We start from the raw sequence: 23,104 nt of genomic DNA on the forward strand, positions 1-23,104 counted from the left end.
GTCATCCGACGAGCATCGCCCAACCGGAAGGAAACACAAGTGGACACCACCACGATCCTCGCTGAGATCAACGGCAACATCGCGACCGTCGGCTACGGCCTCGCTGCGATCGGCCCCGGCATCGGTATCGGCATCGTCGCGGGCAAGACCGTCGAGGCCATGGCTCGCCAGCCCGAGCTGGCCGGTCGCCTCCAGGTCACGATGTTCCTCGGCATCGCGTTCACCGAGCTGCTGGGCTTCATCGGCCTCGCCGCCGGCTTCATCTTCTCCTGATCAGTTAGGACCACACACCGATGATCGAGACGATCCTCGCGGCCGAGGGTGGTGCGCCCCAGGGGGCCGCCATCTTCTTCCCCGCTGATTACGACATCCTCTGGTCCTTGGTCGTCTTCGTGGTCATCGCTGCGTTCTTCGGGCTCTTCGCGATCCCCAAGTTCAGCAAGATCCTCGACGAGCGTGCCGAGCGCATCGAAGGTGGCATCAAGCACGCCGAGGCCGCACAGGCCGAGGCTGCCAAGGCCCTCGACGAATACAAGAAGCAGCTGGCCGACGCCCGTGCCGAGGCCGCCCGCATCCGTGAGGCTGCGCGCGCCGAAGGCAACGAGATCATCGCTGAGCTCAAGCAGCAGGCACAGGCCGATGCCGACCGCATCACCGCCTCCGCCCATGCGCAGATCGAGGCCGAGCGACAGGCTGCCGTCGCGTCGCTGCGGTCCGAGGTCGGCTCGCTGGCCATCGACCTCGCGTCGGGCGTCATCGGTGAGTCGCTCAGCGACGACGCCAAGGCCTCGGCCGTGGTCGACCGCTTCCTGGCCGACCTCGAGGCCGACGAGAACGCTAAGGCGGGCAGCTGACCATGGGTTCCATGTCCCGAGAGGCACTCGGTTCGGCGCGGTCGGTCCTGGCCGACCTCGGCGGGTCGGTCGACCTGGCGACGGGTGAGCAGCTGCTCGACGCCGGCCGGGTCATCGGCGGATCCGTTCAGCTGCAGTCGTACCTCGCCGACCCCGCCGTCGACGTCGCGACCAAGAAGCAGTTGCTCGACCGGCTCTTCGGGTCGTTCTCCGAGTCGGCACGGGCTCTGCTCGTGTCGGTCGTGGGCAGCCGCTGGTCGTCGTCCGACGATCTCCTCGCCGGCATCGAAGAGGTGGCCTTCCGGGCGATCGCCTCGACGGCACCTGCCGACAGCGGCATCGAGAACGAATTGTTCGCGTTCGACGCCGCCGTCCGCACCGACTCCCAGCTCGAACTGGCCATCGGCTCCAAGTTGGGCGACCCGACCGCGAAGGCGGCCCTGGTCGAGCGACTGCTCGGGGGCAAGGCCAGCCGACAGACGGTCACGATCGTCATGCACCTGGTGCGACAGCCTCGCGGTCGCCGCATCGGAGAATTGCTGCGTCACGCAGCCGACATCGTCGCGGACCAGTCCGACCAGCTCGTCGCCACCGTCACGAGTGCCGTGCACCTCGACGAGGCGCACGTGGCACGACTGCAGCACGGCTTGGCCAAGCAGTTCGGGCGTAGCCTGCGCATCAACCAGGTCGTCGACCCGGTCGTCGTCGGCGGGCTCCGCGTTCAGGTCGGCGACGAGGTCATCGACGGCACCGTCGCGACCAAGCTCAGCCTGCTCCGCCTGCAGCTCGCCGGCTAGTCACGCTCTCACACACAGACTCGAGGCCTCCCGAAGCCTCGCTACGAATAGGAATCACAATGGCAGACATCAAGATCAGCCCGGATGAGATTCGCGACGCGCTGAAGGACTTCGTCTCGTCGTACGAGCCCTCGAAGGCCTCGACCACCGAGGTCGGCCACGTCACGGACGCAGCGGACGGCATCGCCCACGTCGAGGGGCTCCCCGGCGTCATGGCCAACGAGCTCATCCGCTTCGCGGACGGAACGCAGGGCCTGGCCCAGAACCTCGACGAAGACGAGATCGGCGCCATCGTTCTCGGCGAGTTCTCGGGCATCGAAGAAGGCATGGAGGTCACCCGCACGGGTGAGGTCCTCTCCGTCCCCGTCGGCGACGGCTACCTCGGTCGCGTCGTCGACCCGTTGGGTGCTCCCATCGACGGTCTCGGAGACATCGCGACCGAGGGCCGTCGCGCTCTCGAACTCCAGGCGCCCGGCGTCATGCAGCGCAAGTCCGTCCACGAACCGATGCAGACCGGCATCAAGGCCATCGACGCCATGATCCCCGTCGGGCGTGGCCAGCGTCAGCTCATCATCGGCGACCGTCAGACCGGTAAGACGGCCATCGCGATCGACACGATCATCAACCAGAAGGCCAACTGGGAGTCCGGCGACGAGAACAAGCAGGTCCGCTGCATCTACGTCGCCATCGGTCAGAAGGGCTCGACGATCGCCTCGGTCAAGGGTGCCCTCGAAGAGGCCGGTGCCATGGAGTACACGACCATCGTCGCCGCTCCCGCCTCGGACCCCGCCGGCTTCAAGTACCTCGCTCCGTACACCGGTTCGGCCATCGGCCAGCACTGGATGTACAGCGGCAAGCACGTTTTGATCATCTTCGACGACCTGTCGAAGCAGGCCGAGGCCTACCGTGCGGTCTCGCTTCTCCTGCGTCGTCCGCCGGGACGCGAGGCCTACCCCGGTGACGTCTTCTACCTGCACTCGCGTCTGCTCGAGCGTTGCGCGAAGCTGTCCGACGAGCTGGGTGCCGGCTCGATGACGGGTCTGCCCATCATCGAGACCAAGGCAAACGACGTCTCGGCGTACATCCCGACCAACGTGATCTCGATCACCGACGGCCAGATCTTCTTGCAGTCCGACCTCTTCAACGCCAACCAGCGTCCCGCGGTCGACGTCGGCATCTCGGTGTCGCGCGTCGGCGGTGACGCCCAGGTCAAGTCGATCAAGAAGGTCTCGGGCACGTTGAAGCTCGAACTCGCGCAGTACCGCTCACTCGAGGCCTTCGCGATGTTCGCGTCCGACCTCGACGCCGCGAGCCGCCGTCAGCTCGCGCGCGGTGCCCGTCTGACCGAGTTGCTCAAGCAGCCTCAGTACTCGCCGTACCCCGTCGAGGACCAGGTCGTGTCGATCTGGGCCGGCACGAACGGCAAGCTCGACGAGGTCCCCGTCCCGGACATCCTGCGTTTCGAGCGTGAACTCCTCGACTACATGGGTCGCAACACGTCCGTGCTGTCCGACCTGCGGGAGAAGAACGTCCTCAGTGACGAGATCGTCGCAGCCCTCGAGAGCGGCATCGACTCGTTCAAGCAGGAGTTCCAGACCGGTGAGGGCAAGCCGCTCGCCTCCGTGGGGCGCGAAGAATTCCAGGCCACCGACGCCGACGACGTCAACCAGGAGAAGATCGTCAAGACGAAGCGCTGACGCGCCCGTTCGACGTTCACGACTGACGAGACAACAGGAGAGTAATGGGAGCCCAACTCCGGGTCTACCGGCAGAGGATCCGCTCTGCGCAGACGACCAAGAAGGTCACTCGCGCGATGGAGCTCATCTCGGCCTCGCGCATCCAGAAGGCGCAGGCCCGGATGAAGGCCTCGGGCCCGTACTCGCGGGCCATCACGCGCGCGGTGTCGGCCGTGGCGACGTTCTCGGACGTCGACCACGTGCTGACCACCGAGCCCGAGACGGTCGAGCGTGCGGCGATCGTCGTGTTCACGTCCGACCGTGGCCTCAACGGTGCGTTCAGCTCGAACGCGCTGAAAGAGAGCGAGCAGCTGGCGCAACTGCTCAGAAGCCAAGGCAAAGAGGTCGTCTACTATCTCGTCGGCCGGAAGGCCCAGGGGTACTTCGCGTTCCGTCGCCGTGACTCCGAGCAGGTGTGGACGGGAAACACCGACCAGCCCGAGTTCGCCACGGCGAAAGAGATCGGCGACGCGGTCGTGTCGAAGTTCCTCACCGAGGCGTCCGAGGGCGGCGTCGACGAGATCCACATTGTCTACAACCGCTTCGTGAACATGGTCAGCCAGGTTCCCGAGGTCGTGCGCCTGCTTCCCCTTGAGGTCGTCGAAGGCATCGAAGAGCCGGGCGAGGACGAAGTCCTTCCGCTGTACGACTTCGAGCCCGATCCGAACGAGGTGCTCGACGCCCTGCTTCCGGTCTACATCGAGAGTCGCATCTTCAACGCCATGCTGCAGTCGGCGGCTTCCGAGCACGCTGCCCGTCAGAAGGCCATGAAGGCTGCCAGCGACAACGCCGACACCCTCATCCGCGACTTCACCCGTCTGGCCAACAACGCGCGTCAGGCCGAGATCACGCAGCAGATCTCCGAGATCGTGGGCGGCGCAGACGCCCTCGGGTCGGCCAAGTAGAGCTCTGCACCACAGCATCATCATCCGAAGAGAGAGTAGCCATGACTGACACCGCAACCGCTCCGGTCGCGACCGAGTCGGCTCCCGGCGTCGGGCGCATCGCCCGGGTCACGGGCCCCGTCGTCGACATCGAGTTCCCGCACGATGCCATCCCCGGCGTCTACAACGCGCTGACCACCAAGATCACCATCGGTGACACCACCACGCAGATCACGCTCGAGGTCGCCCAGCACCTCGGCGACGACCTCGTCCGTGCCATCGCGCTCAAGCCCACGGACGGCATCGTCCGCGGGCAGGAAGTCATCGACACCGGTGCACCGATCTCGGTCCCCGTCGGTGACGTCACCAAGGGCAAGGTCTTCAGCGTCACGGGTGAGATCCTCAACCTCGAGCCCGGCGAGACGGTGGAGATCACCGAGCGCTGGCCGATCCACCGCAAGCCCCCGCAGTTCGACCAGCTCGAGTCGAAGACCCAGCTGTTCGAGACGGGCATCAAGTCGATCGACCTCCTCACGCCTTACGTCCAAGGTGGCAAGATCGGCCTGTTCGGTGGTGCCGGTGTCGGCAAGACCGTCCTCATCCAAGAGATGATCCAGCGTGTGGCTCAGGACCACGGCGGTGTGTCGGTGTTCGCAGGCGTCGGGGAGCGTACCCGTGAGGGCAACGACCTCATCGCCGAGATGGACGAGGCGGGTGTCTTCGACAAGACCGCCTTGGTCTTCGGCCAGATGGATGAGCCGCCGGGAACCCGCCTCCGCGTCGCGCTCTCGGCCCTCACCATGGCCGAGTACTTCCGTGACGTGCAGAAGCAGGACGTGCTGCTGTTCATCGACAACATCTTCCGCTTCACGCAGGCCGGTTCCGAGGTCTCGACCTTGTTGGGTCGCATGCCTTCGGCCGTCGGCTACCAGCCGAACCTCGCCGACGAGATGGGTGTGCTCCAAGAGCGCATCACCTCGACGCGTGGTCACTCGATCACCTCGTTGCAGGCCATCTACGTGCCCGCCGACGACTACACCGACCCGGCCCCGGCGACGACGTTCGCCCACCTGGACGCGACCACCGAGCTGTCCCGCGAGATCGCTTCGCAGGGTCTTTACCCCGCGATCGACCCCCTGACCTCGACCAGCCGCATCCTCGACCCCCGGTACCTGGGTCAGGCGCACTACGACACGGCGATCCGGGTCAAGGCGATCCTGCAGAAGAACAAAGAACTGCAAGAGATCATTGCGATCCTCGGTGTCGACGAGTTGTCCGAAGAGGACAAGATCACGGTGTCGCGCGCTCGTCGCATCCAGCAGTTCCTCTCGCAGAACACCTACATGGCGAAGAAGTTCACCGGCGTCGAGGGGTCGACGGTCCCTCTGAAGGACACCATCGAGTCCTTCACCGCCATCGCGGACGGCGAGTTCGACCACGTCGCCACGCAGGCGTTCTTCAACGTCGGCTCCATCTCGGACGTCGAAGAGAAGTGGGCTCAGATCCAGAAGGAGAACGGCTGATCGTGGCTGCTCTCTCTGTCAGCGTCGTCTCGGCCGATCACGAAGTGTGGTCGGGCGAGGCGTCGTCGATCGTCGCTCGCACCGCCGAGGGTGAGATCGGCATCCTCCCCGGCCACGAGCCGATCCTGGCCATCCTGGCTTCAGGTCAGGTCAGGGTCCGGTTGTCCGACGGCACCACCGTCGAGGCCACCGCAGACGACGGCTTCCTCTCCGTCGAGAACGACACCGTGACGGTCGTCGCGCGCAACGTGCAGCTCAACTGACGACCAGTCCTCCGCGCCACCGAGATCGATGCTGTTCCTGCTGCCCCCGTCCGAGACCAAACTCGACGGGGGCAGCGTCGGTTCACGGCTCGACGTGGCCGCGCTGTCGTTCGCTGCGCTCGAGGCGCCGCGCCGCACCTCCTTGGCCCTCCTCGGTGAGCTGTCGGCCGACATGCCGTCTGCGGTTCAGGCGCTCAAACTCGGACCCACGCAGGTCCACGAGGTCGAGCGCAACCAGAGGGTGACGGAGTCGCCCACGATGCGGGCCCTGGCGCGGTACACGGGCGTCCTCTTCGATCCCCTCGATGTGGCAAGCCTCGATGCCGAGGCGTGGGACTGGGCCGATCGTCATGTGGTCGTCCACTCTGCGCTGTTCGGCCTGGTGAGGGCAGGCGACGAGATCCCCGCGTACCGACTCTCCCATGACTCGAAGCTCCCGGGGACCTCCCTGAAGAAGCTCTGGCGTGATCCGGTCTCGGCCGTGTTGGCCACCGTGGACGAACCCGTCGTCGACCTCCGATCAGAGGGATACGTCGGCCTCGGGCCGGCCGGTGTCCGCTCGACGTACGTGCGCGTCGTCTCGGACGCGGGGGACCGTCGTCGGGCCCTCAACCACTTCAACAAGAAGAGCAAGGGGTTGTTCGTCCGCGCTCTCTTGACGGATCGCCCGGATTTGCTCGACGTGGACGACCTCGTGGACTGGGCCCGCGGGCGCGGTTTCGTCGTCGAGCCAGGTGCCGAGACCGTTCTCGTCGCCGAATCCGTCCTCCAGGCGTCGGCCTGACGTCGGGCGTACGCCGGTCGTCGTCCATCGCTCAGTCGATGGGCACGGGACCGTCCCGGAATGCGATGCCTTCGTGCCGCAGCAGCCACTTCTTCGTCTCGACCCCCGCACCCACGGTGTACCCGGTGACGCCGCCCGTGCGGCCGAGGACACGGTGGCACGGCACGAGCAGGGGCAGCGGGTTCGCTGCGACCGCGCCACCGACGGCTCTTCCCGCCCGCGGATTGCCGAGGACCCCGCCGAGGCGTCCGTACGTCGTGGCCCGACCCCACTCGACCTCGAGCAGACCGGCCCAGACCGACCGTTGGAAGCTCGAACCGACCAGGCGGAACGGCAGGTCGAAGCGGGTGCGCACTCCGCCGAAGTACCCCTCGACCTGCCGTCGGGCGGCGTCGAGCAGGCTGTCGGGACGTTCGGGCTGGTCGTCGTGCGGAAGCATGCCGCCGCGTTCGATGGCGAGGCTCTCGACGGCGAAGTGACGGCTGACGATCTCGATGCGCCCGACGGGGGAGTCGAGCCGCACCAGTCCCGGTGGGTCGTCGTCGTCGCCGGCTCGGCCTGGCGGCAACGGGGGCACGAGGACGAGGGCGGTCATGGCGTCACGCTAGGGCCGGTGTCGGGTCCGCCCGACGAAGGATGGATCCGATGTGCACGGACGGTCACCGCGCCGCGACTGGGGAGGAGACGTGGTCCGCCGATGGCCTTCGCGCTCCGGGAGCGCGACCGGACGCTAGCGTGGACGTCGCGGTCGCCGACCTGCGCCGCGGCCACCGGGGAGAGGAACGACATGTCCGCCGAACAGTCACGAGACCCGTGGCACGAACTCCACGGGATCGACGACACGGTCGTCGGTCGTCCCGTCCGCGCCCCCGGCGGCGTGGACCTCGACGACACGGTCCTCCGGACGTCCCGGGACGGGGTCGCGCCGACGGGCCGGGAGCCGGCCGGGTCCGGTCGAGCTGCACCGCGCCTCCACGGGGTGAGGGTGGCCGGGCAGGACATCCTGCTCGACGCTCCGGTCGTGGTGGGGCGACGGCCGGCCGGGCCACGCGTCGCGTCCGGGCCCGTTCCCCGGCTGGTGACGGTGTCGTCGCCCCGGCACGAGGTGTCGGGTGCGCACGTCGACGTCCGCCAGCACGGAGACACCGTCGTCGTCACCGACCTGCGCTCCACGAACGGGACACGGGTGACCGAGCCGGGACGCGTTCCCGTCGTTCTCCGGCAAGGCGAGTCGCTCGTCGCGCGCGCAGGCACGATAGTGGACGTAGGTGACGGGAACCTTCTCGAGATCCTGCCTCCCCAGCGCATCGTCCTGACGAAAGAACCCCTCCTGTGACAGAGCTCGGCCGCCCCACGACCGCCCACGCCCTCGGCCTCGACGGCCCGGGTCTCGTCTTCGACTGGGCGGGGGTGACCGACGTCGGTCGTCGTCGAGCCCACAACGAGGACAGCTACCTCGCCGAAGCGCCGCTCTTCGTGGTCGCCGACGGCATGGGCGGGCACAGTGCCGGCGACGTGGCCAGTGACGCGGTCGTGCGTCGCATGAGCGAGATCGCCTCCCGCCCCTTCGCCACCACGGACGACGTCGAGACGGCCCTCCGCAGCGCCACCGAGGACATCGCGGTGGCAGCGGCCGACACCGAGCTCGGAGTCGGCACCACGGCGACCGGAGCGTTCCTCTCGCGTGAAGCCGACGGCGCCGACGTGGAGTTCACGGTCTTCAACGTGGGCGACTCGCGGGTCTACATGTGGGAGGCGGGGCGTCTTCGCCAGGTGACCGTCGACCATTCCGTCGTCCAAGAGATGGTCGACGCCGGGCTCTTGCACGCGGACGACGCCGAGAAGCACCCCGACAGCAACGTCATCACCCGGGCGGTGGGGTTCGACGTCGACCCGCGGCCCGACTACTGGAGGGTCCCCGCCCGACCCGGCCTGCGCCTCCTCGTCTGCTCGGACGGCCTGACCAAAGAGCTCTCCGCGGACCGCATCGCCGACCTGCTGGGCGGTGTCGAGGGTGCCGAGGCTGCGGCGACGGCACTCGTCGAGGCCGCCGTCGAAGCGGGCGGTCGTGACAACGTGACGGCCGTCGTCGTGGACGTCCGGGGTGTCGAGACGCCGGACGCCGACTAGGCGGCAGAGGCACCCCAGGGTGACTCGGCCCCCGAAGTGGGGGGACCGGGGCTCTCCACAGAGGGACCGATGGGCCCCTCGGGCGCCGGTGGCCCCCACGTAGAATGACCGTGGTCGGACCGACGCCGACCGGCCCTGCCCAGCCGACCCGGCATCGATTCCCAGAGGAGGCGACGTGGCTCGACGACTTCCTTCGGCGCCACCCGTGCTGCCGGGCTTCTCGCACGTCCGTGTGCTGGGCTCAGGCGGCTTCGCCGACGTCTTCCTCTACGAGCAGAACATGCCACGGCGACAGGTCGCCGTGAAGGTCATGCTCAGCGAAGTCGTGAACGACCAGGTCAGACAGATGTTCCAGGCCGAGGCCAACCTCATGGCCCAGCTCAGCGCCCACCCGTCGATCCTCACGGTGTTCCAGGCCAGCGTCTCGGCCGACGGTCGCCCCTACCTGGTGATGGAACTCTGTTCGTCGTCGCTGAGCGAGCGATACCGGCGCGACCGCATCCCCGTCGCCGACGTCCTGCGCATCGGCGTCAAGATCGGCAGTGCGGTCGAGACCGCCCACCGCCAGGGCGTGCTCCACCGCGACCTCAAACCGTCGAACATCCTCATGACGGCGTACGGCCATCCCGTGCTGTCCGACTTCGGTATCGCGGCGTCACTGAGCGAGAGCGAGCCGCAAGAGATCGTCGGCATGTCGATCCCGTGGTCGGCCCCCGAGGTGTTGCTCGACGAGACGAACGGCACCATCGAGTCCGAGGTGTGGTCCCTCGGCGCGACCGTGTACTCGCTGCTCGCCGGACGGAGTCCCTTCGAGGTCCTCGGCGGTGACAGGAACGGAGCGTCCGACCTCATCGGCCGTATCGACAAGGCGAAGCTCGTACCCACCGGTCGGACGGACGTCCCTCCCACGCTCGAGCGTCTGCTCGCGAGGTCCATGTCGCGTCGCCCCGAGAACCGTCAGGCGAGCGTCCTCGAGTTCGTGCGCGAGCTCCAGCAGGTCGAGAGCGAGATCGGCGTGGCACAGACGCCCATCGAGGTGGCCGTCGACGACTGGGCTCTCGCGACCGTCGCCGACCTCGAGGACAAGACCCGCCTGCGGGGTGTCACCCCTGTGCAGGCCTCCCGGCGTCGCCGTCGGCGCCGGGCCACCGAGGCCCAGGTGCAGGCGCAACACGGCGGTTCTCTGCAACAGAGCCGAGCCGTGCCTCGAAGCACCGGCACGCGCCCCGCACGTCGCCGATCAGCGCTCGTCCTGACGTGGGCGCTGGTGGCCGCGTCCGTCGTGGGCATCGGCCTCGCGGCCGCGGCGACGCTCGTGCTCGTCCGCTCGACCTCGACCGACATCCCCCGCGTGGCCGACGTCGCGTCGTCGAGCGACGGGTCCTCCGTGGTCTTCACCTGGAGCGACCCGGGGCTGCGGGCCGGCGACACCTATGTCATCTCGACCGGCGGGCAGACCAGTCAGCAGTCCGCCGACCGTTTCGTCGCCACCCCGGCCGACCCGGGTGACGAGGTGTGCATCACCGTCGCGGTGAGCCGCGGTGGTTCGACCGGCCCCGCGAGCAACGAGAACTGCGCGACGGCGGGCCAGGGCTGATGGGACGTCTGCTCGACTGGGCTTCGCGTCGTCGGTCTGCCGTGGCCACGGGCGTCGGAGTGGTCCTCGTGGCCACGCTCGTGACGACGGTCGCGGTGGCCAGCAACGGTTACGAGGCCCAGCGGGTCGACCTGTCCGACGGCACCGTGTGGGTGGCGAACGGCGAACGGGCAGCGATCGGCAGGGCGAACACCGACGTGTTGCAGCTGAACTCCGCCGTGCGCGGTACGGGCGCGGACCTCTCGGTGGTGCAGCGGGGGCAGGACGTCCTGCTCGTCGACCGCGGCAACGCCACGGTCGGCGTCGTCGACACCGCGACGGCCGAGGTCGCGGAGAGCGTCCCCTTGCCGCCGGAGTCACCCGAGGTCACCCTCGCGGGCGACCGTGCGCTCGTCGTGTCGCAGGGCACCGGCGAGGTGTGGAGCCAGCCGCTCTCCGACCTGTCGTCCTTCAGTAACGAGGTCGACCCCGACCTCAGCCTCGGCAAGGGGTTGGTCACCAGCGTCACGCCCGACGGCACCGTGGCCGCCTATTCGACCGACACCGGGCAGGTGTCGCTCTTCGACGGCACGGTGTCACCGGAGGTGACCGAGACGCACGACCTGCCGGCGTCGTCGTCAGTGGGGTACCAGGTGGCATCGGTGGGCGGCCACTGGGCCGTGCTCGACACGGTTGCGGGGGGACTGGTCGTCGACGGTCGTCGGGTCGACCTGTCCGATCGGGCCTCGGGTGGTCTGGCCCTGCAGACCGCGTCCGATTCGGGTGACGACGTCCTGGTCGCGACGGCCACCGGTCTCCTGTCCGTGCGGTCCGACGGTTCCGAGGTCACCGAGGTCGTCGGGGACAGAGAGGGCAAGCCCGCGCGCCCCGTGGTCGTCGGTGACTGCCGGTACGCCGCCTGGGCGGGTGGCTCGGCGTGGAGCGACTGCGCATCGTCCCGCGGGGGAGTCCTCGCCCTCGACGACATGCCCGGCGGCGCGGACCTCGTCTTCGACGTCAACGCCCGCCGTGTCGTGCTCAACGATCCGGCTTCCGGTCGATCCTGGGCGGTTCAACGCTCCGGCCAGCTGATCGACAACTGGTCCGACCTGTTCCCAGAGGACCGCGACCGAGAAGAACAGCAGGAGAACGACGACGAGCAGCCGCCCGAGCTCGATCCCGACCAGAAACCTCCGGTCGCCGTGGACGACGCGTTCGGCGCACGCCCGGGTCGCGCGACCACCCTGCCCGTCCTGCTCAACGACTACGACCCGAACGGTGACCCTCTCGTCGTCGACGAGGTGTCCACCCCGGACGAAACCGTCGGTCGACTCGACCTGGTCAACGATCGCCAACAAGTGTTGCTCACCCTCACCGACACGGCCGCGGGGACCTTCACCTTCGACTACACGATCTCCGACGGGCGGGGCGGCCGGGCGAGCTCCACGGTCACCGTGACCGTCCGGCAGCCGTCCGAGAACTCGCCGCCTCAGCAGGTCCGCACGACGACCGCGTCGGTGTCGTCGTCGGGGCGTGTGACCACCTCGGTGCTGGGCGATTGGGTCGACCCGGACGGCGACGCCTTCTACCTGACCTCGGCGGGGGGGACGACAGGGGTGTCGTACAAGCCGTCAGGGGACGTCGTCTACCAGGATTCCGGCGCGGGTGACACGACCGTGGACGTCCCGCTGACGGTCTCGGACGGCCGTGACGAGGGGCGCGGGTCGCTCTCGATCGGGGTGATGGGGGCGGGACAGGTGCCGCTCGAGGCCCTGCCGTTCTCCCAACAGGCCTACGCCGGCCAGCAGCTGACCGTGCGACCGCTGACCTACGCCCGGGGCGGTACGGGCGCGATCAAGCTGAACAGCGTCCCGGCGAAGGCCGACGTGACCGTCACACCGAATTACGAGCAAGGAACGTTCCGGTTCCTCAGCGACGTTCCGGGAACCTACCTCCTCGAGTACACGGTGACGGATGGCGACCAGACGGCGACCGGTACCGTCCGGGTGGACGTCGAGTCACCTCCTGACGCGGGCACGCCTCCGGTCACGACACCCAAGACGATCTTCATCGAGACGCTGGGCACGCAGAGGCTCGACGTCGTCGCGACCGATCGGGACCCGGCCAACAACGTACTCATGCTCACGGAGACCGACGCCGTGCCGGTCGCCTCCGGGCTCCGGGTCGAGACGCTCGACCAGCGCTACGCCCGCATCACGCTCGCGGCTCCCCTCGATGCCGGGCCGGTCACCTTCGGCTACACCGTCAGCAACGGTCTCGCCTCGGCCGCCGGGACGGTGACCGTGGTCGAGATCCCACGCCGGTCGATCACGCAGCCCCCGATCGCGACCGACGATCAGGTGACCGTCCGCATGGGGGACTCGATCGACATCGACGTCCTCGCCAACGACGAGCAGCCCGACGGTGATGAGCTGACGCTGGTGCCGCGCCTCGAGAGCGATGTCCCCGCCGGTAGCGGGCTGCTGTTCGCGTCGGGCAACCGTCTGCGGTACCTCGCGCCGTCGACCCCCGGCAACGTGACGGCGACCTACACCGTCGAGGGCCCGGACGGGCAACGGGCGTCGGCCCAGGTCGCGATCGCGGTCCGGGAGGTCGACGCCGGCAGCAACGCGGCTCCAGCGCCGCAGGCCGTGACCGCCCGTGTCGTCGCCGGCGAGACCGTGCGCATCGGCCTCCCCCTCGACGGGATCGATCCCGACGGAGACTCGGTCCAGTTGCTCGGGGTGGGCACCAACCCCGAGAAGGGCAGTGTCTCGACGGTCGGCGCGGACTTCGTCGAGTACCAGGCGAACGCCAGCTCGGCGGGCACCGACACGTTCACCTACACGGTCGTCGACGGATTGGGTGCCCGGGCGACCGGAACGGTCCGCGTGGGCATCTCGACCCGTGCCGACGGGTCCCGCAACCCGATCGCCGTCGCGGATGCGGTGACGATGCGACCAGGCGGGTCCATCACGGTCCGGGTGCTCGACAACGACTCCGACCCCGACGGAGGCGCACTCTCGGTCGATGCGGTGGAGGCCAACGGCGAGGACATCGTCGCGAAGGTCGTGTCGGGGACCATGGTGTCCGTGACGCCGCCCGAGACGCCGGGCACGTACGGGCTGGTCTACACGGTGTCGAACGAGCGGGGCGGTCAGAGCTCGACCTTCGTCACCGTGACCGTCGACCCGGACGCACCGCTGAACTACCCTCTCGCCGACGACACGGTGCTCGGACTCAGCGACATCGCCGGCCGTCAGACCGTGACGGTCAACCCGCTCGCGAACGTGTTCTTCTCGGACGGAAGCACGTCGCGACTCGACCTGGGGCTGGCACCAGGCTTCGGCTCGACCGCCGAGGTGACGCCGAACTCACGCGTCACCGTCCGGATCACCGACTCGAGCCAGATCATCCCGTTCTCCGTCTCGCGCAAGGACGATCCGGGCATCCGCGCCTACGCGTTCATCGTGGTTCCCGGTTTCGACGACGCCCTCCCGCAGATCGATCGGACGGTCCGGCCGATCACCGTCGAGAGCGAGAAGGCCGTCACGATCGACCTCGATCGCTACGTGATCTCCGCCGGGACCAACGGGGTGCGCCTGACCGACCCCGGAACGGTCCGCGCGACGAACTCGAACGGTGACGACCTGGTCGTCGACGACACGACGCTCCGCTTCACCTCGGCCGACCTGTTCTCGGGTGCGGCGTCGATCTCGTTCCAGGTGACGGACGGCCGGTCGGCGGACGACCCGGACGGGAGGACGGCCTCGCTCGTGCTCCCGATCACGGTGACGTCGCGAGAGAACCAACCTCCCGTCTTCAACGGGACGTCGATCGACCTCGAACCGGGCCAGTCCCGCACACTCGACCTCGCTCGACTCACCACGTATCCGTATCCGGACGACGTCGACGAACTGCGTTTCACCGTCGAGCAGAGTGGCACGGCGGGCTTCCGCTACGACCTGTCGGGGTCGGATCTGACCGTCTCGGCCGACGCCGGCACCGCCAAGGGGACGACCAGGTCCTTGCCCGTGGCCGTGAGCGACGCGCTCAACCCGGGCCGGAGCGGGACCGTCACGCTGTCGGTGGTGGGATCCAGCCGCCCGCTCGCGCAACCGGCGGCCGACCGTGCCGTCGTCAAACGTGGGGCCTCGACCACTGTCGACGTGCTGCAGAACGATCAGGCGACGAACCCGTTCCCGGGCCAGGCGCTCAGGGTGGTCGCGATCCGGGGGCTGAACGGGTCCTCCGTCCCGGCAGGCGTGTCCATCACGCCCAGTGGCGACAACCGCAGTCTCGCCGTGTCGGTCGCCGCCTCGGCCGCGCCGGGTGACACGAACCTGCAGTACCAGGTGGCCGACGTCACGGACGATCCCGACCGCTACGTGTGGGGGACCGTGACGATCAGCGTGCAGGACGTTCCCAACTCGCCCAACGCCCCGGTCCGATCGGGCACGTTCAAGGGCGGGCAGCTCACCCTCAGCTACACGGCTCCCGCAGCCAACAACTCGCCGCTGAGTGGCTACCGTCTCACCGGTACCGGCTCGGCAGGAGGTTCGTACTCGAAGTCCTGCGGACTCGCCACGGTGTGCACTCTGACCGACCTGCCGGTCGGCCAGCGGTTCTCGTTCACGGTCGTCGCCACCAACGCCATCGGAGACTCCGCGTCGTCGGCGTCCAGCCCCGCCTACAGCGCCGACTACGTGCCCGCCGCACCCACCGGTCTGAGCGCGACCGCGGTGGCATCGGGCCAGGGCGACACCCGGATCGCCTGGTCCGATCCGCCGGACCCTCGCCCCGGCTCCGCGATCCAGTCGTACGTGGTCGAGTGGTCCGGGCCCACGGCGGGGTCGCAGGCCGTTCGCCGCGGGGCTCAGCAGACCGTCATCACCGGACTTCTGCCGATGCAGAACTACACGGTGAACGTCTATGCGAAGAACGACGCCGACGTCGACAGCGATGCTGCCTGGGCTCGGGCGACCCTGTCGAGGGTGGTCCCCGTGGGAAGCCCCGGGGTGCCCGAGGTATCGGCCACGCCGGTGAGCGGTGGTGTGCAGATCACCTGGACGCCTTCGGCCGCCAACGGTGGAACGCCCCCCACGTACACGGTGGTTCGTCTCGCGAACTCCGACGGACCCGTGTCCTGCGACACCGTGGGTGACGCCGTTCCCCTCGTCGGCGGGGGAGCGCTGGATTCCTCTGCCGAGGACGGCGTCACGTACCTGTACGTCGTGAAGGCCGACAACGGCACGTTCTGTTCGGCCGGCTCGGGTCGGACGACGGCGCTCAAGGCCCCGGGGGCTGCTCGAGCCACGGTGACGGCCGCCGAGAACGGCGGCGGACGTTTCGACGTCCGGGTGTCCGCGGCCGACGTGGCGGCAGGGACGGCCGCCCGATACGAGTGGTCGCAGAACGGGCAGACGGGTTGGCAGACCGTCGCAGCCGACGGATTCATCTCGTCCGGTGGCTACGGCACCGAACTCGAGGTGTACGTCAGAGGCTGCCGGGACGACTCCGAGACCTTCTGCGGCTCCGCCTCCGGTCGATACGCGGCGACACCGGTGACCGTACGACCGGTCATCGTCTCCTGCGTACCCGGCGAAGCCCTCGTCGTGAACCCGCCCTCGAACGGTAGCCTCGACTTCTCGGCGACGGTCGAGTTCAACGTGTCACCCATCCTCTTGGACAACTGGCAGTCCGGGAACGGTAACGGCGCGTACACGACGTCGTCCCGGGTCGAACCGACGGCGACGGAGGTCCGCATCCGCGGCACGGTCGACGGCAAGACCGACAGCGGCTACGCGCAGGTCAGCTGCGGCTGAACCCCCGCGAACGACACGACGAGGAACGAAGACACATGAGCATGACCCCCGAACAGGCGACCTGGTTCTCCGACATCTTCGGGCGCCTGGTGGCGAACGTCGACCAGGTGCTGCTGGGCAAGACCTTCGTCGTCCGGCTGTCGTTCACGGCTCTGCTGAGCGAGGGGCACCTCTTGCTCGAGGACTTCCCGGGCACCGGCAAGACCTCGCTCGCCCGTGCGATCGCGCAGAGCGTCCAGGGCACGAGCAACCGTGTCCAGTTCACGCCCGACCTGCTGCCCGGCGACATCACCGGCGTCAGCATCTACGACCAGAAGGCCGGTGAGTTCGAGTTCCATCGTGGGCCGATCTTCTCCAACATCGTGCTGGCCGACGAGATCAACCGGGCCAGTCCCAAGACGCAGTCCGCCCTCCTCGAGGTGATGGAAGAGAGTCGCGTCACGGTCGACGGCGTCAGCCACCCCGTCGGTTCGCCGTTCATGGTGATCGCCACCCAGAACCCGGTCGAACAGGCGGGCACCTACCGCCTGCCCGAGGCCCAGCTCGACCGTTTCATCATGAAGACCTCGATCGGCTATCCCGACCACGCGGCGACCGTGCGCATCCTTGAGGGCTCGGCCACGAGGGTCCACGAGGGCAGTCTCAACCCGATCGTCCAGGCCGGGGTCATCACCGAGATGGCCCAACTCGCCCGCACCGTCCACGTCGAGCCCACCATCAGCGATTACGTCGCACGGCTCGTCGACGCTTCGCGCACAGCCCAAGAGGTGCGACTCGGCGTGAGTGTCCGGGGTGCGCTGGCACTCGTCCGGTCGGCCAAGACCTACGCGGCGTCCCTCGGCCGCCATTACGTCATCCCGGACGACGTCAAGTCGCTCGCGGAGCCTGTGCTCGCCCACCGTCTCGTGCTCGACCCCGAAGCGGAGTTCGACGGCGTCACACCGTCCAGCGTCGTCAGCCAGCTGCTCATCGAGACGGCGCCACCCGCCGAACGGGTAGCCGTGTGAGCGAGCGTCCCCGAGGCACCGACCGGGCTGCGAGGCCCGCGCCGGGGACGACGGCGGAGGACTCCCGCGCCGGCCGCACACGACCGCGGGGAGGTAGCCGTGGCGTCGACCAGCGGTTCGACTCCTCGTTCTCGACGGGAACGCAGGGTCTGACCAACGCCCGGACTCGGATCGTCGGCGACCGCACCGGCATCGGAGCCGACCTGGTCGTCCTGTTGGTCAGGACGACCCGAGGGGCGCGCCGCGTGGTCCGCCGGGCCTTCACGAGCGCCTCCTCGGTGATCACGCCCTTCGGGTGGTCGATGCTCGTGGCCGCGCCGGTGGCCCTGCTGGCCGGCTACCTGCTCGGTTGGACCGAGTTCGTGGTGGTCGGCGTCGCTGCGATCGTGTTGTTGCTCGTCGCGGGGCTGGCCCTCGTCGGGCGCAATGCCGTCCGCATCACCCTCGAGATCCCGCACGAACGGGTCGCCGTCGGGGCCTCTGCCTCGGGCACCGTGCGGGTGCGCAACGCCACCCGCCGCCGCATCCTCGGCGTGTCGGTCGAGGTCCCCGTCGGCCCCGGCCTCGCCGAGATCGACCTGCCCAGCTTGCGGTCGGGTGACGAGGTCACCGAATCCTTCGACCTGCCCACCACACGACGCGGTGTCGTCGCCGTGGGGCCGGTCAGCACCGTGCGCGGTGATCCGATCGGCCTCGCCCGTCGAGAGATCGACTGGACCGGCGTCACCGAGGTGTTCGTGCATCCCCGAACCATCGGCATCCCGAGCACGAGCACGGGACTCATCCGCGACCTCGAGGGCAACCCGACGCGGGACCTCTCGCCCAGCGACATCTCGTTCCACGCCCTCCGCGAGTACCAGCCCGGCGACGAACGTCGGAACATCCACTGGAAATCGACCGCCAAGACCGGCACCTACATGGTGCGGCAGTTCGAGGAGAGCCGCCGGAGCCACCTCGTGATCGCGCTGAGCCTGGCGGCCGGGGACTTCACGAACGAGGACGAGTTCGAGCTCGCCGTCAGCGTCGCCGGATCGCTCGGTGCCCGGGCGATCCGGGATGCCCGGGAGGTCAGCGTCGTCGTCGGTGAGACCACCCCCGAGTTCGCCAAACGGAAGAACCTCGCGATCCGCTCGCTGAGCACGCTCACGCGCAACCGGTTGCTCGACGAGCTCTCGGTCGTGAGCACGGCCGAGTCGGCACTGGCCATCACCGACGTGGCACGGGTGGCCGGCGACCAGGTCGTCGGGATATCTGTGGCTTTCCTCGTCGTCGGTTCCACGACGACCGTGACCGAGATGCGCGCGGCGGCCATGCAGTTCCCCCTCGGGGTCGAAGCGGTCGCGATCGTGTGCGACCCCGAGACGGTCCCCGGCATGAGGCGCATCGCCGACCTCACCGTGCTGACCATCGGCTACCTCGAGGACCTCCAGAAGTCGCTCGCGCGGACGGCGAGCGCATGAGCGTCGCTGACGACGCCCGGAGTCCGGCAGGGCAGGTGACGCCTCCTCCTCGTGCCCGGACCCGTGTCCGCCCCGCTCGCCTGCGGGCGCCCTTCGTCACCTCCGTCGTGGCGCTCTTCGGCCTGTCGCTCGGCACCGCGACCGCTGCGTTCTGGCCTGTCTACGAGAGCGGTGCGTTCGTCCTGCTCGTCGTCGTCGCCTTCGCCGTCGGCGTGGTCGTCGCGCTCGGTGCGGCCCTCCTGCGCCTGTCGAGCGTGTGGGTGTTCGTCGCCACGGTCCTGGCCTATCTCGTCCTCGGCGTCCCGTTGGCGGTGCCGTCCCAAGCCCTCGCCGGGGTGCTGCCCACGGGCAGGGGGCTGGGGACGCTGGTCTCGGCCACGGCTCTCGGCTGGAAGCAGCTGGTCACCATCGCCTTGCCCGTGGGTAGCTACGAGGCCCTGCTGGTGCCGGTCTTCGTGCTCGTCCTCGTCGGCACGGTCGTGGGTCTGTCCGTCGCGCTCCGCAGTCGGCGCGGTGAACTGGCCGTCATCGTCCCCGTCGTGGTCTGGATCATGGCGATCGTGCTCGGTCCGGCCGAGGCTTGGTGGCCCCGCGCGATGGGGGTGGCCCTGCTGGTGACGGTGGTCGCCTGGATGGTGTGGTGGCGCCTCCGTCGACGTCGGGTCGCCCTCGACGCCCTCACCGCTCGCCCCTCGGGAGCGTCGGCCGGGCACCGTCCCGTGGCCGTCCGGGCCGTCGTGGGCACGGTCCTCACGTTGGCCGTCGCCGGCACGGCCGGGACGATCGCCGTCGGGGCGGCCCCGCCGACCGGCTCGCGGACGGTGGCGCGCACGGTCGTCGAACAGCCCTTCGACCCGCGCGACCACGTCAGCCCGCTCAGTGGCTTCCGTGCCTACGAACAAGCGCCGACCGTCGACCAGACGCTCCTCACGGTCTCGGGGTTGCGCGACGGACAGCGACTCCGCGTCGCCACGCTCGACACCTACGACGGTGTCGTCTACAGCGTCGGCAGCGGCGACGTCGACAGCGCCTCCGGGTTCTTCACGCGGGTGCCCTCCGACGTCGACCAATCCGAGGTCGATGGAGAGACGACCACCGTCGACGTCACGGTGGGTGCCTACCGTGACCTGTGGCTGCCCACCGTGGGCCGCCTCGAGTCGGTCGCGTTCGACGGCGCCTCGGCGGACGCTCGGCGTGACGCCTTCTTCTACAACGACCTCACCGGTACCGCCGCCGTCCTCGGCGGTCTGCGCCAGGGTGACGCCTATCGGCTGGACGCGGTCGAGCCCCGCCAGCCCGGCGACGACGAGCTCGATGGGCTCACACCGGGGACGGCGACGGTGCCGACCCCTCGCGACGTGCCCGACGAGCTCTCCTCCGCGCTCGAGGAGGCCGTCGCCGGTGTCCAGGGCCCCGGGGCGCGCCTCCAGGCGGCGCTCACCGCCTTGAGGGAGGACGGCTACGTCAGCCACGGGGTCACCGCCGACGAACCGGTCAGCCGATCGGGTCACGGGTCGGACCGCATCGCGCAGCTCTTCACGGACCCCGTCATGATCGGTGACGCCGAGCAGTATGCAACGGCCGCCGCCCTGATGGCCGATCGACTGGGCTTTCCCGCGAGGGTGGTGATGGGGTTCGCGCCCGAGACCGGAGGAGGCAGCGTCGACGTCACGGGCTCGAGCGTCACGGCGTGGATCGAGGTCGACACCGTTCAGTACGGCTGGGTGGCATTCGACCCGAACCCCGTCGAACGGCCGATCCCCGAGGACCAGGTGCAGGACCCGACGCAGATCTCTCGTCCTGAGTCGGTCGTCCAACCGCCCCCCCAGGACCCTCAGATACGGAACGACCAGACCCCGCCGCAATCCGAACAGGACGACCCCGAGACCCCTCCGGCCTGGTTGGCCGTCGTGCTGTTGGTCGTGCGGATCGCCGGCTGGAGCGCCCTCGTCGCCGGCGTGCTCGCGGCCCCGTTCGTGACCGTCGTCGCCCTCAAGGCCCGAAGGCGACGCCGACGTCGGACGGCCACGAGTCCGTCGGACCGCATCAGCGGCGGCTGGCACGAGTTCGAGGACGCGGTGGTCGACCACGGCATCCGCACCCCGCCGGCCGCGACGCGAAGCGAGGTCGCCGCAGTGGTCGGTGGCTCCCGCCCCGCGGTGCTGGCCCGGGTCGCGGACCGTGCGGTGTTCTCGCCGAACCCGCCTGTCGAATCCGACGCCGATCGGGTCTGGACGGCCGTCGCCGAGATGCGGCGTGCCCTGGCCGTGGGGCTCACGAGACGGCAGCGGTTCGCCGCGGCGGTCTCGCTCCGATCATTGCGTGGTTACCATGGGCGCACCCCTCCCGAGCGACAGAGGAACGACTGATGTACTGCCCCACCTGTGCCAGCCCCTTGCCCGTCGGCGCGATGTTCTGCGGCGAATGCGGTCGGGCGGTCTCGAGCGCAGACCTCGCCGCCGCCCGTCGTCGGGCTGATGCCGCCGCCGAACACGTCGACGCCGTGAGCGCGTCGGATCTGCCCGAGCCGCCCTCGCGCGCAGCCTCGCATCCCCGCCGCCAAGATGTCGAGCAGCCATGGTGGGTGCGTGATCGTCAGCCCGACGCCGGCGGTGCCGAGACCGGATCGCCGGGTACCGAGGTCGACTCGACCGATGCCGAACACCACCGACCCGTGTCGCCCGAGTCGGTCCCCGCACCTCCCGCGTGGCCGGTCGACGACCGGACCGTGGCCCACGAACCCGACCGGTCGTCTGGCCCCGAGGAGGCGCGGTCCGAGTCCCCGAGACCGCCTCGCCCCGTCAGCCCGGTCGGCTCCGACGACCCGGTCGGTTCCGTGGATCGCCTCGACCGGGGGAGCGCCGTCGGCGTGGTGGCCCCGGACGCGTCCGAGCCGCCCACACCGCTCCGGTCACCGGCCAAGCACCCCGACAACGGGCCACGACCCACGTCCGCACCGCTCTGGACCGCCTCCTTGACGCCTGTCGGTACGGACGACCCGTCGCCCGTCGCGGCCGACGACGTGTCGTCGTCGGAAGAGCCCGTCGTCCGTCCGGACGACGAGAACGAGTCCGTCGGCGTCGCCCCGTCGGGTGTCGTCCGAGCCGCGCCTCACGGCGGTGCCGATGGCGCAGCGAACGGTGACGACGACCGCGACGGGGCGGCACCATCTGCCGAACCCGAACCCGAAGCCGAAGCCGAAGCCGAAGCGGAAGCGGAAGCCGAACCCGGACCCGCTTCTGCCGGAGCCCCTGACCTCGCCTCGGCGGAGGTCGTCGACGACCAGGCCGAGGCCCCTTCGGTGCCACCGGCACTCGTGCGCCCGAGGGCCGACGGCCCCCGGGACGGCGACACCGCTCCCCTCGCGGCCCTCGACCGGGACTTCCGTCCGTCGGCTCCGGACGTGTCCTCGTCCGCCCCGGTCGAGTCCAGCCGCCCCGAACCGGTGCCGCTCGTCGAGCCCGTGCCCCTGGTGCAGCCCGGCTCGGCCGTGGTGCCCGAACGCTGCTCGCACTGTGGTGCCTCCATCGGCGAGGACGACATCTTCTGCGGCGAATGCGGAGCGGTCGTGCAATCGGTCGCCCTGTCGTTCACCGGCCCCGTGGTTCCGATCTCACCCGAGTGGCGACCGGACGACGAGTCACCGGCAGAACCGCGTCCAGCCCCCGAGCCCATCGACCACGTTCCGGGCTTCCGGGCCGAACGACCGGCCGTGACTCCGAGGCCGACCCTCGCCGACGTCCCTCCGGCCCCGTCGTCGTCCTCGGCGCCGGCCTGGCGTCCCCGTCGGCCGTCCGTCGAGCTCCCTGACGACGACGTCGACGAGACCCGAATCGTCCGTCGCGGTGCCCTGGGAACCGAGTACGTGCTGCAGTTCAGCACGGGGGAGAGCATCACGGTCGACGGTACGGGCCTCGTCGGACGTGCCCCGACACCCCAGCCCGGGGAACGCTTCGACCAGCTCGTCCGCATCGTCGATCCCGGCAAATCGGTGTCGAAGACGCACCTCGAGTTCGGACAGGAGGCGGGCGTCCTGTGGGTCAGCGACCGGTGGTCCGGCAACGGGACGGTGGTGCGTCCTCGAGACCTCCCACCCCGGCGGGCCGATCCGGGCGCCAGGGTCAGGGTGACGCGCGGTACCCGGGTCGAGATCGGCGAGCAGTTCTTCGTCGTCGTCTGACGCTCGCCTCCTCCCGTCGTGGCGAGGCGGTCGCGTCCCTCCCCAGGGGCGCTCACGCGCCGGCCGCCGGGGTGGGGCATCCGAT

The 23,104-nt window shown here is 69.4% G+C and carries 17 protein-coding genes; 16 read left to right on the forward strand and 1 reads right to left on the reverse strand.

What is annotated here, in order from left to right; all coding sequences use genetic code 11:
• Positions 1 to 39: 39 nt before the first annotated feature.
• The 8 genes from atpE to HRF36_RS03615 are packed head-to-tail and all read left to right on the forward strand — an operon-like array spanning position 40 to position 6,841.
• Entirely contained in the window at positions 40 to 273 is a 234-nt protein-coding gene (gene atpE, locus HRF36_RS03580) for an ATP synthase F0 subunit C (protein ID WP_043594505.1), read from the forward strand.
• A 20-nt stretch (positions 274 to 293) separates the two neighbouring features.
• The gene (locus tag HRF36_RS03585) at positions 294 to 854 is read left to right on the forward strand and encodes a F0F1 ATP synthase subunit B (RefSeq protein ID WP_173206288.1); all 561 of its coding nucleotides are present in this window, start codon (positions 294 to 296) and stop codon (positions 852 to 854) included.
• Positions 855 to 856: 2 nt separating this feature from the next.
• Positions 857 to 1,651 (forward strand): F0F1 ATP synthase subunit delta, encoded by a 795-nt coding sequence (locus HRF36_RS03590; RefSeq protein WP_173206291.1) that lies wholly within the window; start codon positions 857 to 859, stop codon positions 1,649 to 1,651.
• A 59-nt stretch (positions 1,652 to 1,710) separates the two neighbouring features.
• Positions 1,711 to 3,348: a F0F1 ATP synthase subunit alpha gene (gene atpA, locus HRF36_RS03595; protein ID WP_173206294.1), complete on the forward strand. Its 1,638-nt coding sequence runs from the start codon at positions 1,711 to 1,713 to the stop codon at positions 3,346 to 3,348.
• Between the two features lie 44 nt (positions 3,349 to 3,392).
• Positions 3,393 to 4,292 (forward strand): F0F1 ATP synthase subunit gamma, encoded by a 900-nt coding sequence (locus HRF36_RS03600; RefSeq protein WP_173206298.1) that lies wholly within the window; start codon positions 3,393 to 3,395, stop codon positions 4,290 to 4,292.
• Positions 4,293 to 4,333: 41 nt separating this feature from the next.
• Entirely contained in the window at positions 4,334 to 5,794 is a 1,461-nt protein-coding gene (atpD, locus tag HRF36_RS03605) for a F0F1 ATP synthase subunit beta (protein WP_173206301.1), read from the forward strand.
• A gap of 2 nt (positions 5,795 to 5,796) precedes the next feature.
• Positions 5,797 to 6,057 (forward strand): F0F1 ATP synthase subunit epsilon, encoded by a 261-nt coding sequence (locus HRF36_RS03610; protein ID WP_173206304.1) that lies wholly within the window; start codon positions 5,797 to 5,799, stop codon positions 6,055 to 6,057.
• A 28-nt stretch (positions 6,058 to 6,085) separates the two neighbouring features.
• Positions 6,086 to 6,841 carry a YaaA family protein gene (locus tag HRF36_RS03615; protein WP_173206307.1) on the forward strand — a complete coding sequence of 252 codons (756 nt, stop codon included), beginning with the start codon at positions 6,086 to 6,088 and terminating at the stop codon, positions 6,839 to 6,841.
• 31 nt (positions 6,842 to 6,872) lie between these two features.
• Here HRF36_RS03615 and HRF36_RS03620 read toward each other — a convergent pair whose 3' ends face one another.
• Entirely contained in the window at positions 6,873 to 7,436 is a 564-nt protein-coding gene (locus HRF36_RS03620) for a methylated-DNA--[protein]-cysteine S-methyltransferase (RefSeq protein WP_173206310.1), read from the reverse strand.
• Positions 7,437 to 7,628: 192 nt separating this feature from the next.
• On the opposite strand from HRF36_RS03620, the gene HRF36_RS03625 reads away from it, so the two are divergent.
• The 8 genes from HRF36_RS03625 (at position 7,629) to HRF36_RS03660 (ending at position 23,019) form a co-directional block, all read left to right on the forward strand.
• Positions 7,629 to 8,177 carry an FHA domain-containing protein gene (locus tag HRF36_RS03625; RefSeq protein WP_173206313.1) on the forward strand — a complete coding sequence of 183 codons (549 nt, stop codon included), beginning with the start codon at positions 7,629 to 7,631 and terminating at the stop codon, positions 8,175 to 8,177.
• The gene (locus HRF36_RS03630; protein WP_173206316.1) at positions 8,174 to 8,971 is read left to right on the forward strand and encodes a protein phosphatase 2C domain-containing protein; all 798 of its coding nucleotides are present in this window, start codon (positions 8,174 to 8,176) and stop codon (positions 8,969 to 8,971) included. Before HRF36_RS03625 ends, HRF36_RS03630 begins: the two co-directional genes overlap by 4 nt.
• A 175-nt stretch (positions 8,972 to 9,146) precedes the next feature.
• Positions 9,147 to 10,568, forward strand: coding sequence for a serine/threonine-protein kinase (locus HRF36_RS03635; protein ID WP_173206318.1), 1,422 nt, complete (start codon positions 9,147 to 9,149; stop codon positions 10,566 to 10,568).
• The gene (locus tag HRF36_RS03640) at positions 10,568 to 16,372 is read left to right on the forward strand and encodes a fibronectin type III domain-containing protein (protein WP_173206321.1); all 5,805 of its coding nucleotides are present in this window, start codon (positions 10,568 to 10,570) and stop codon (positions 16,370 to 16,372) included. Before HRF36_RS03635 ends, HRF36_RS03640 begins: the two co-directional genes overlap by 1 nt.
• Positions 16,373 to 16,407: 35 nt before the next feature.
• Positions 16,408 to 17,379 carry a MoxR family ATPase gene (locus HRF36_RS03645; RefSeq protein WP_173206324.1) on the forward strand — a complete coding sequence of 324 codons (972 nt, stop codon included), beginning with the start codon at positions 16,408 to 16,410 and terminating at the stop codon, positions 17,377 to 17,379.
• Positions 17,376 to 18,839 (forward strand): DUF58 domain-containing protein, encoded by a 1,464-nt coding sequence (locus tag HRF36_RS03650; protein WP_371739990.1) that lies wholly within the window; start codon positions 17,376 to 17,378, stop codon positions 18,837 to 18,839. The genes HRF36_RS03645 and HRF36_RS03650 overlap by 4 nt, the downstream gene beginning before the upstream one ends.
• On the forward strand, positions 18,836 to 21,208 hold the full coding sequence (locus HRF36_RS03655; RefSeq protein WP_173206327.1) for a transglutaminase domain-containing protein: 2,373 nt from the start codon (positions 18,836 to 18,838) through the stop codon (positions 21,206 to 21,208). The genes HRF36_RS03650 and HRF36_RS03655 overlap by 4 nt, the downstream gene beginning before the upstream one ends.
• A complete protein-coding gene (locus HRF36_RS03660; protein WP_217270860.1) occupies positions 21,208 to 23,019 on the forward strand; it encodes a zinc-ribbon domain-containing protein in 1,812 nt (603 codons plus the stop codon). Before HRF36_RS03655 ends, HRF36_RS03660 begins: the two co-directional genes overlap by 1 nt.
• Positions 23,020 to 23,104 lie beyond the last annotated feature (85 nt).

Source organism: Frigoribacterium sp. VKM Ac-2836 (genome assembly GCF_013248995.1).
Classification (GTDB): domain Bacteria; phylum Actinomycetota; class Actinomycetes; order Actinomycetales; family Microbacteriaceae; genus Frigoribacterium.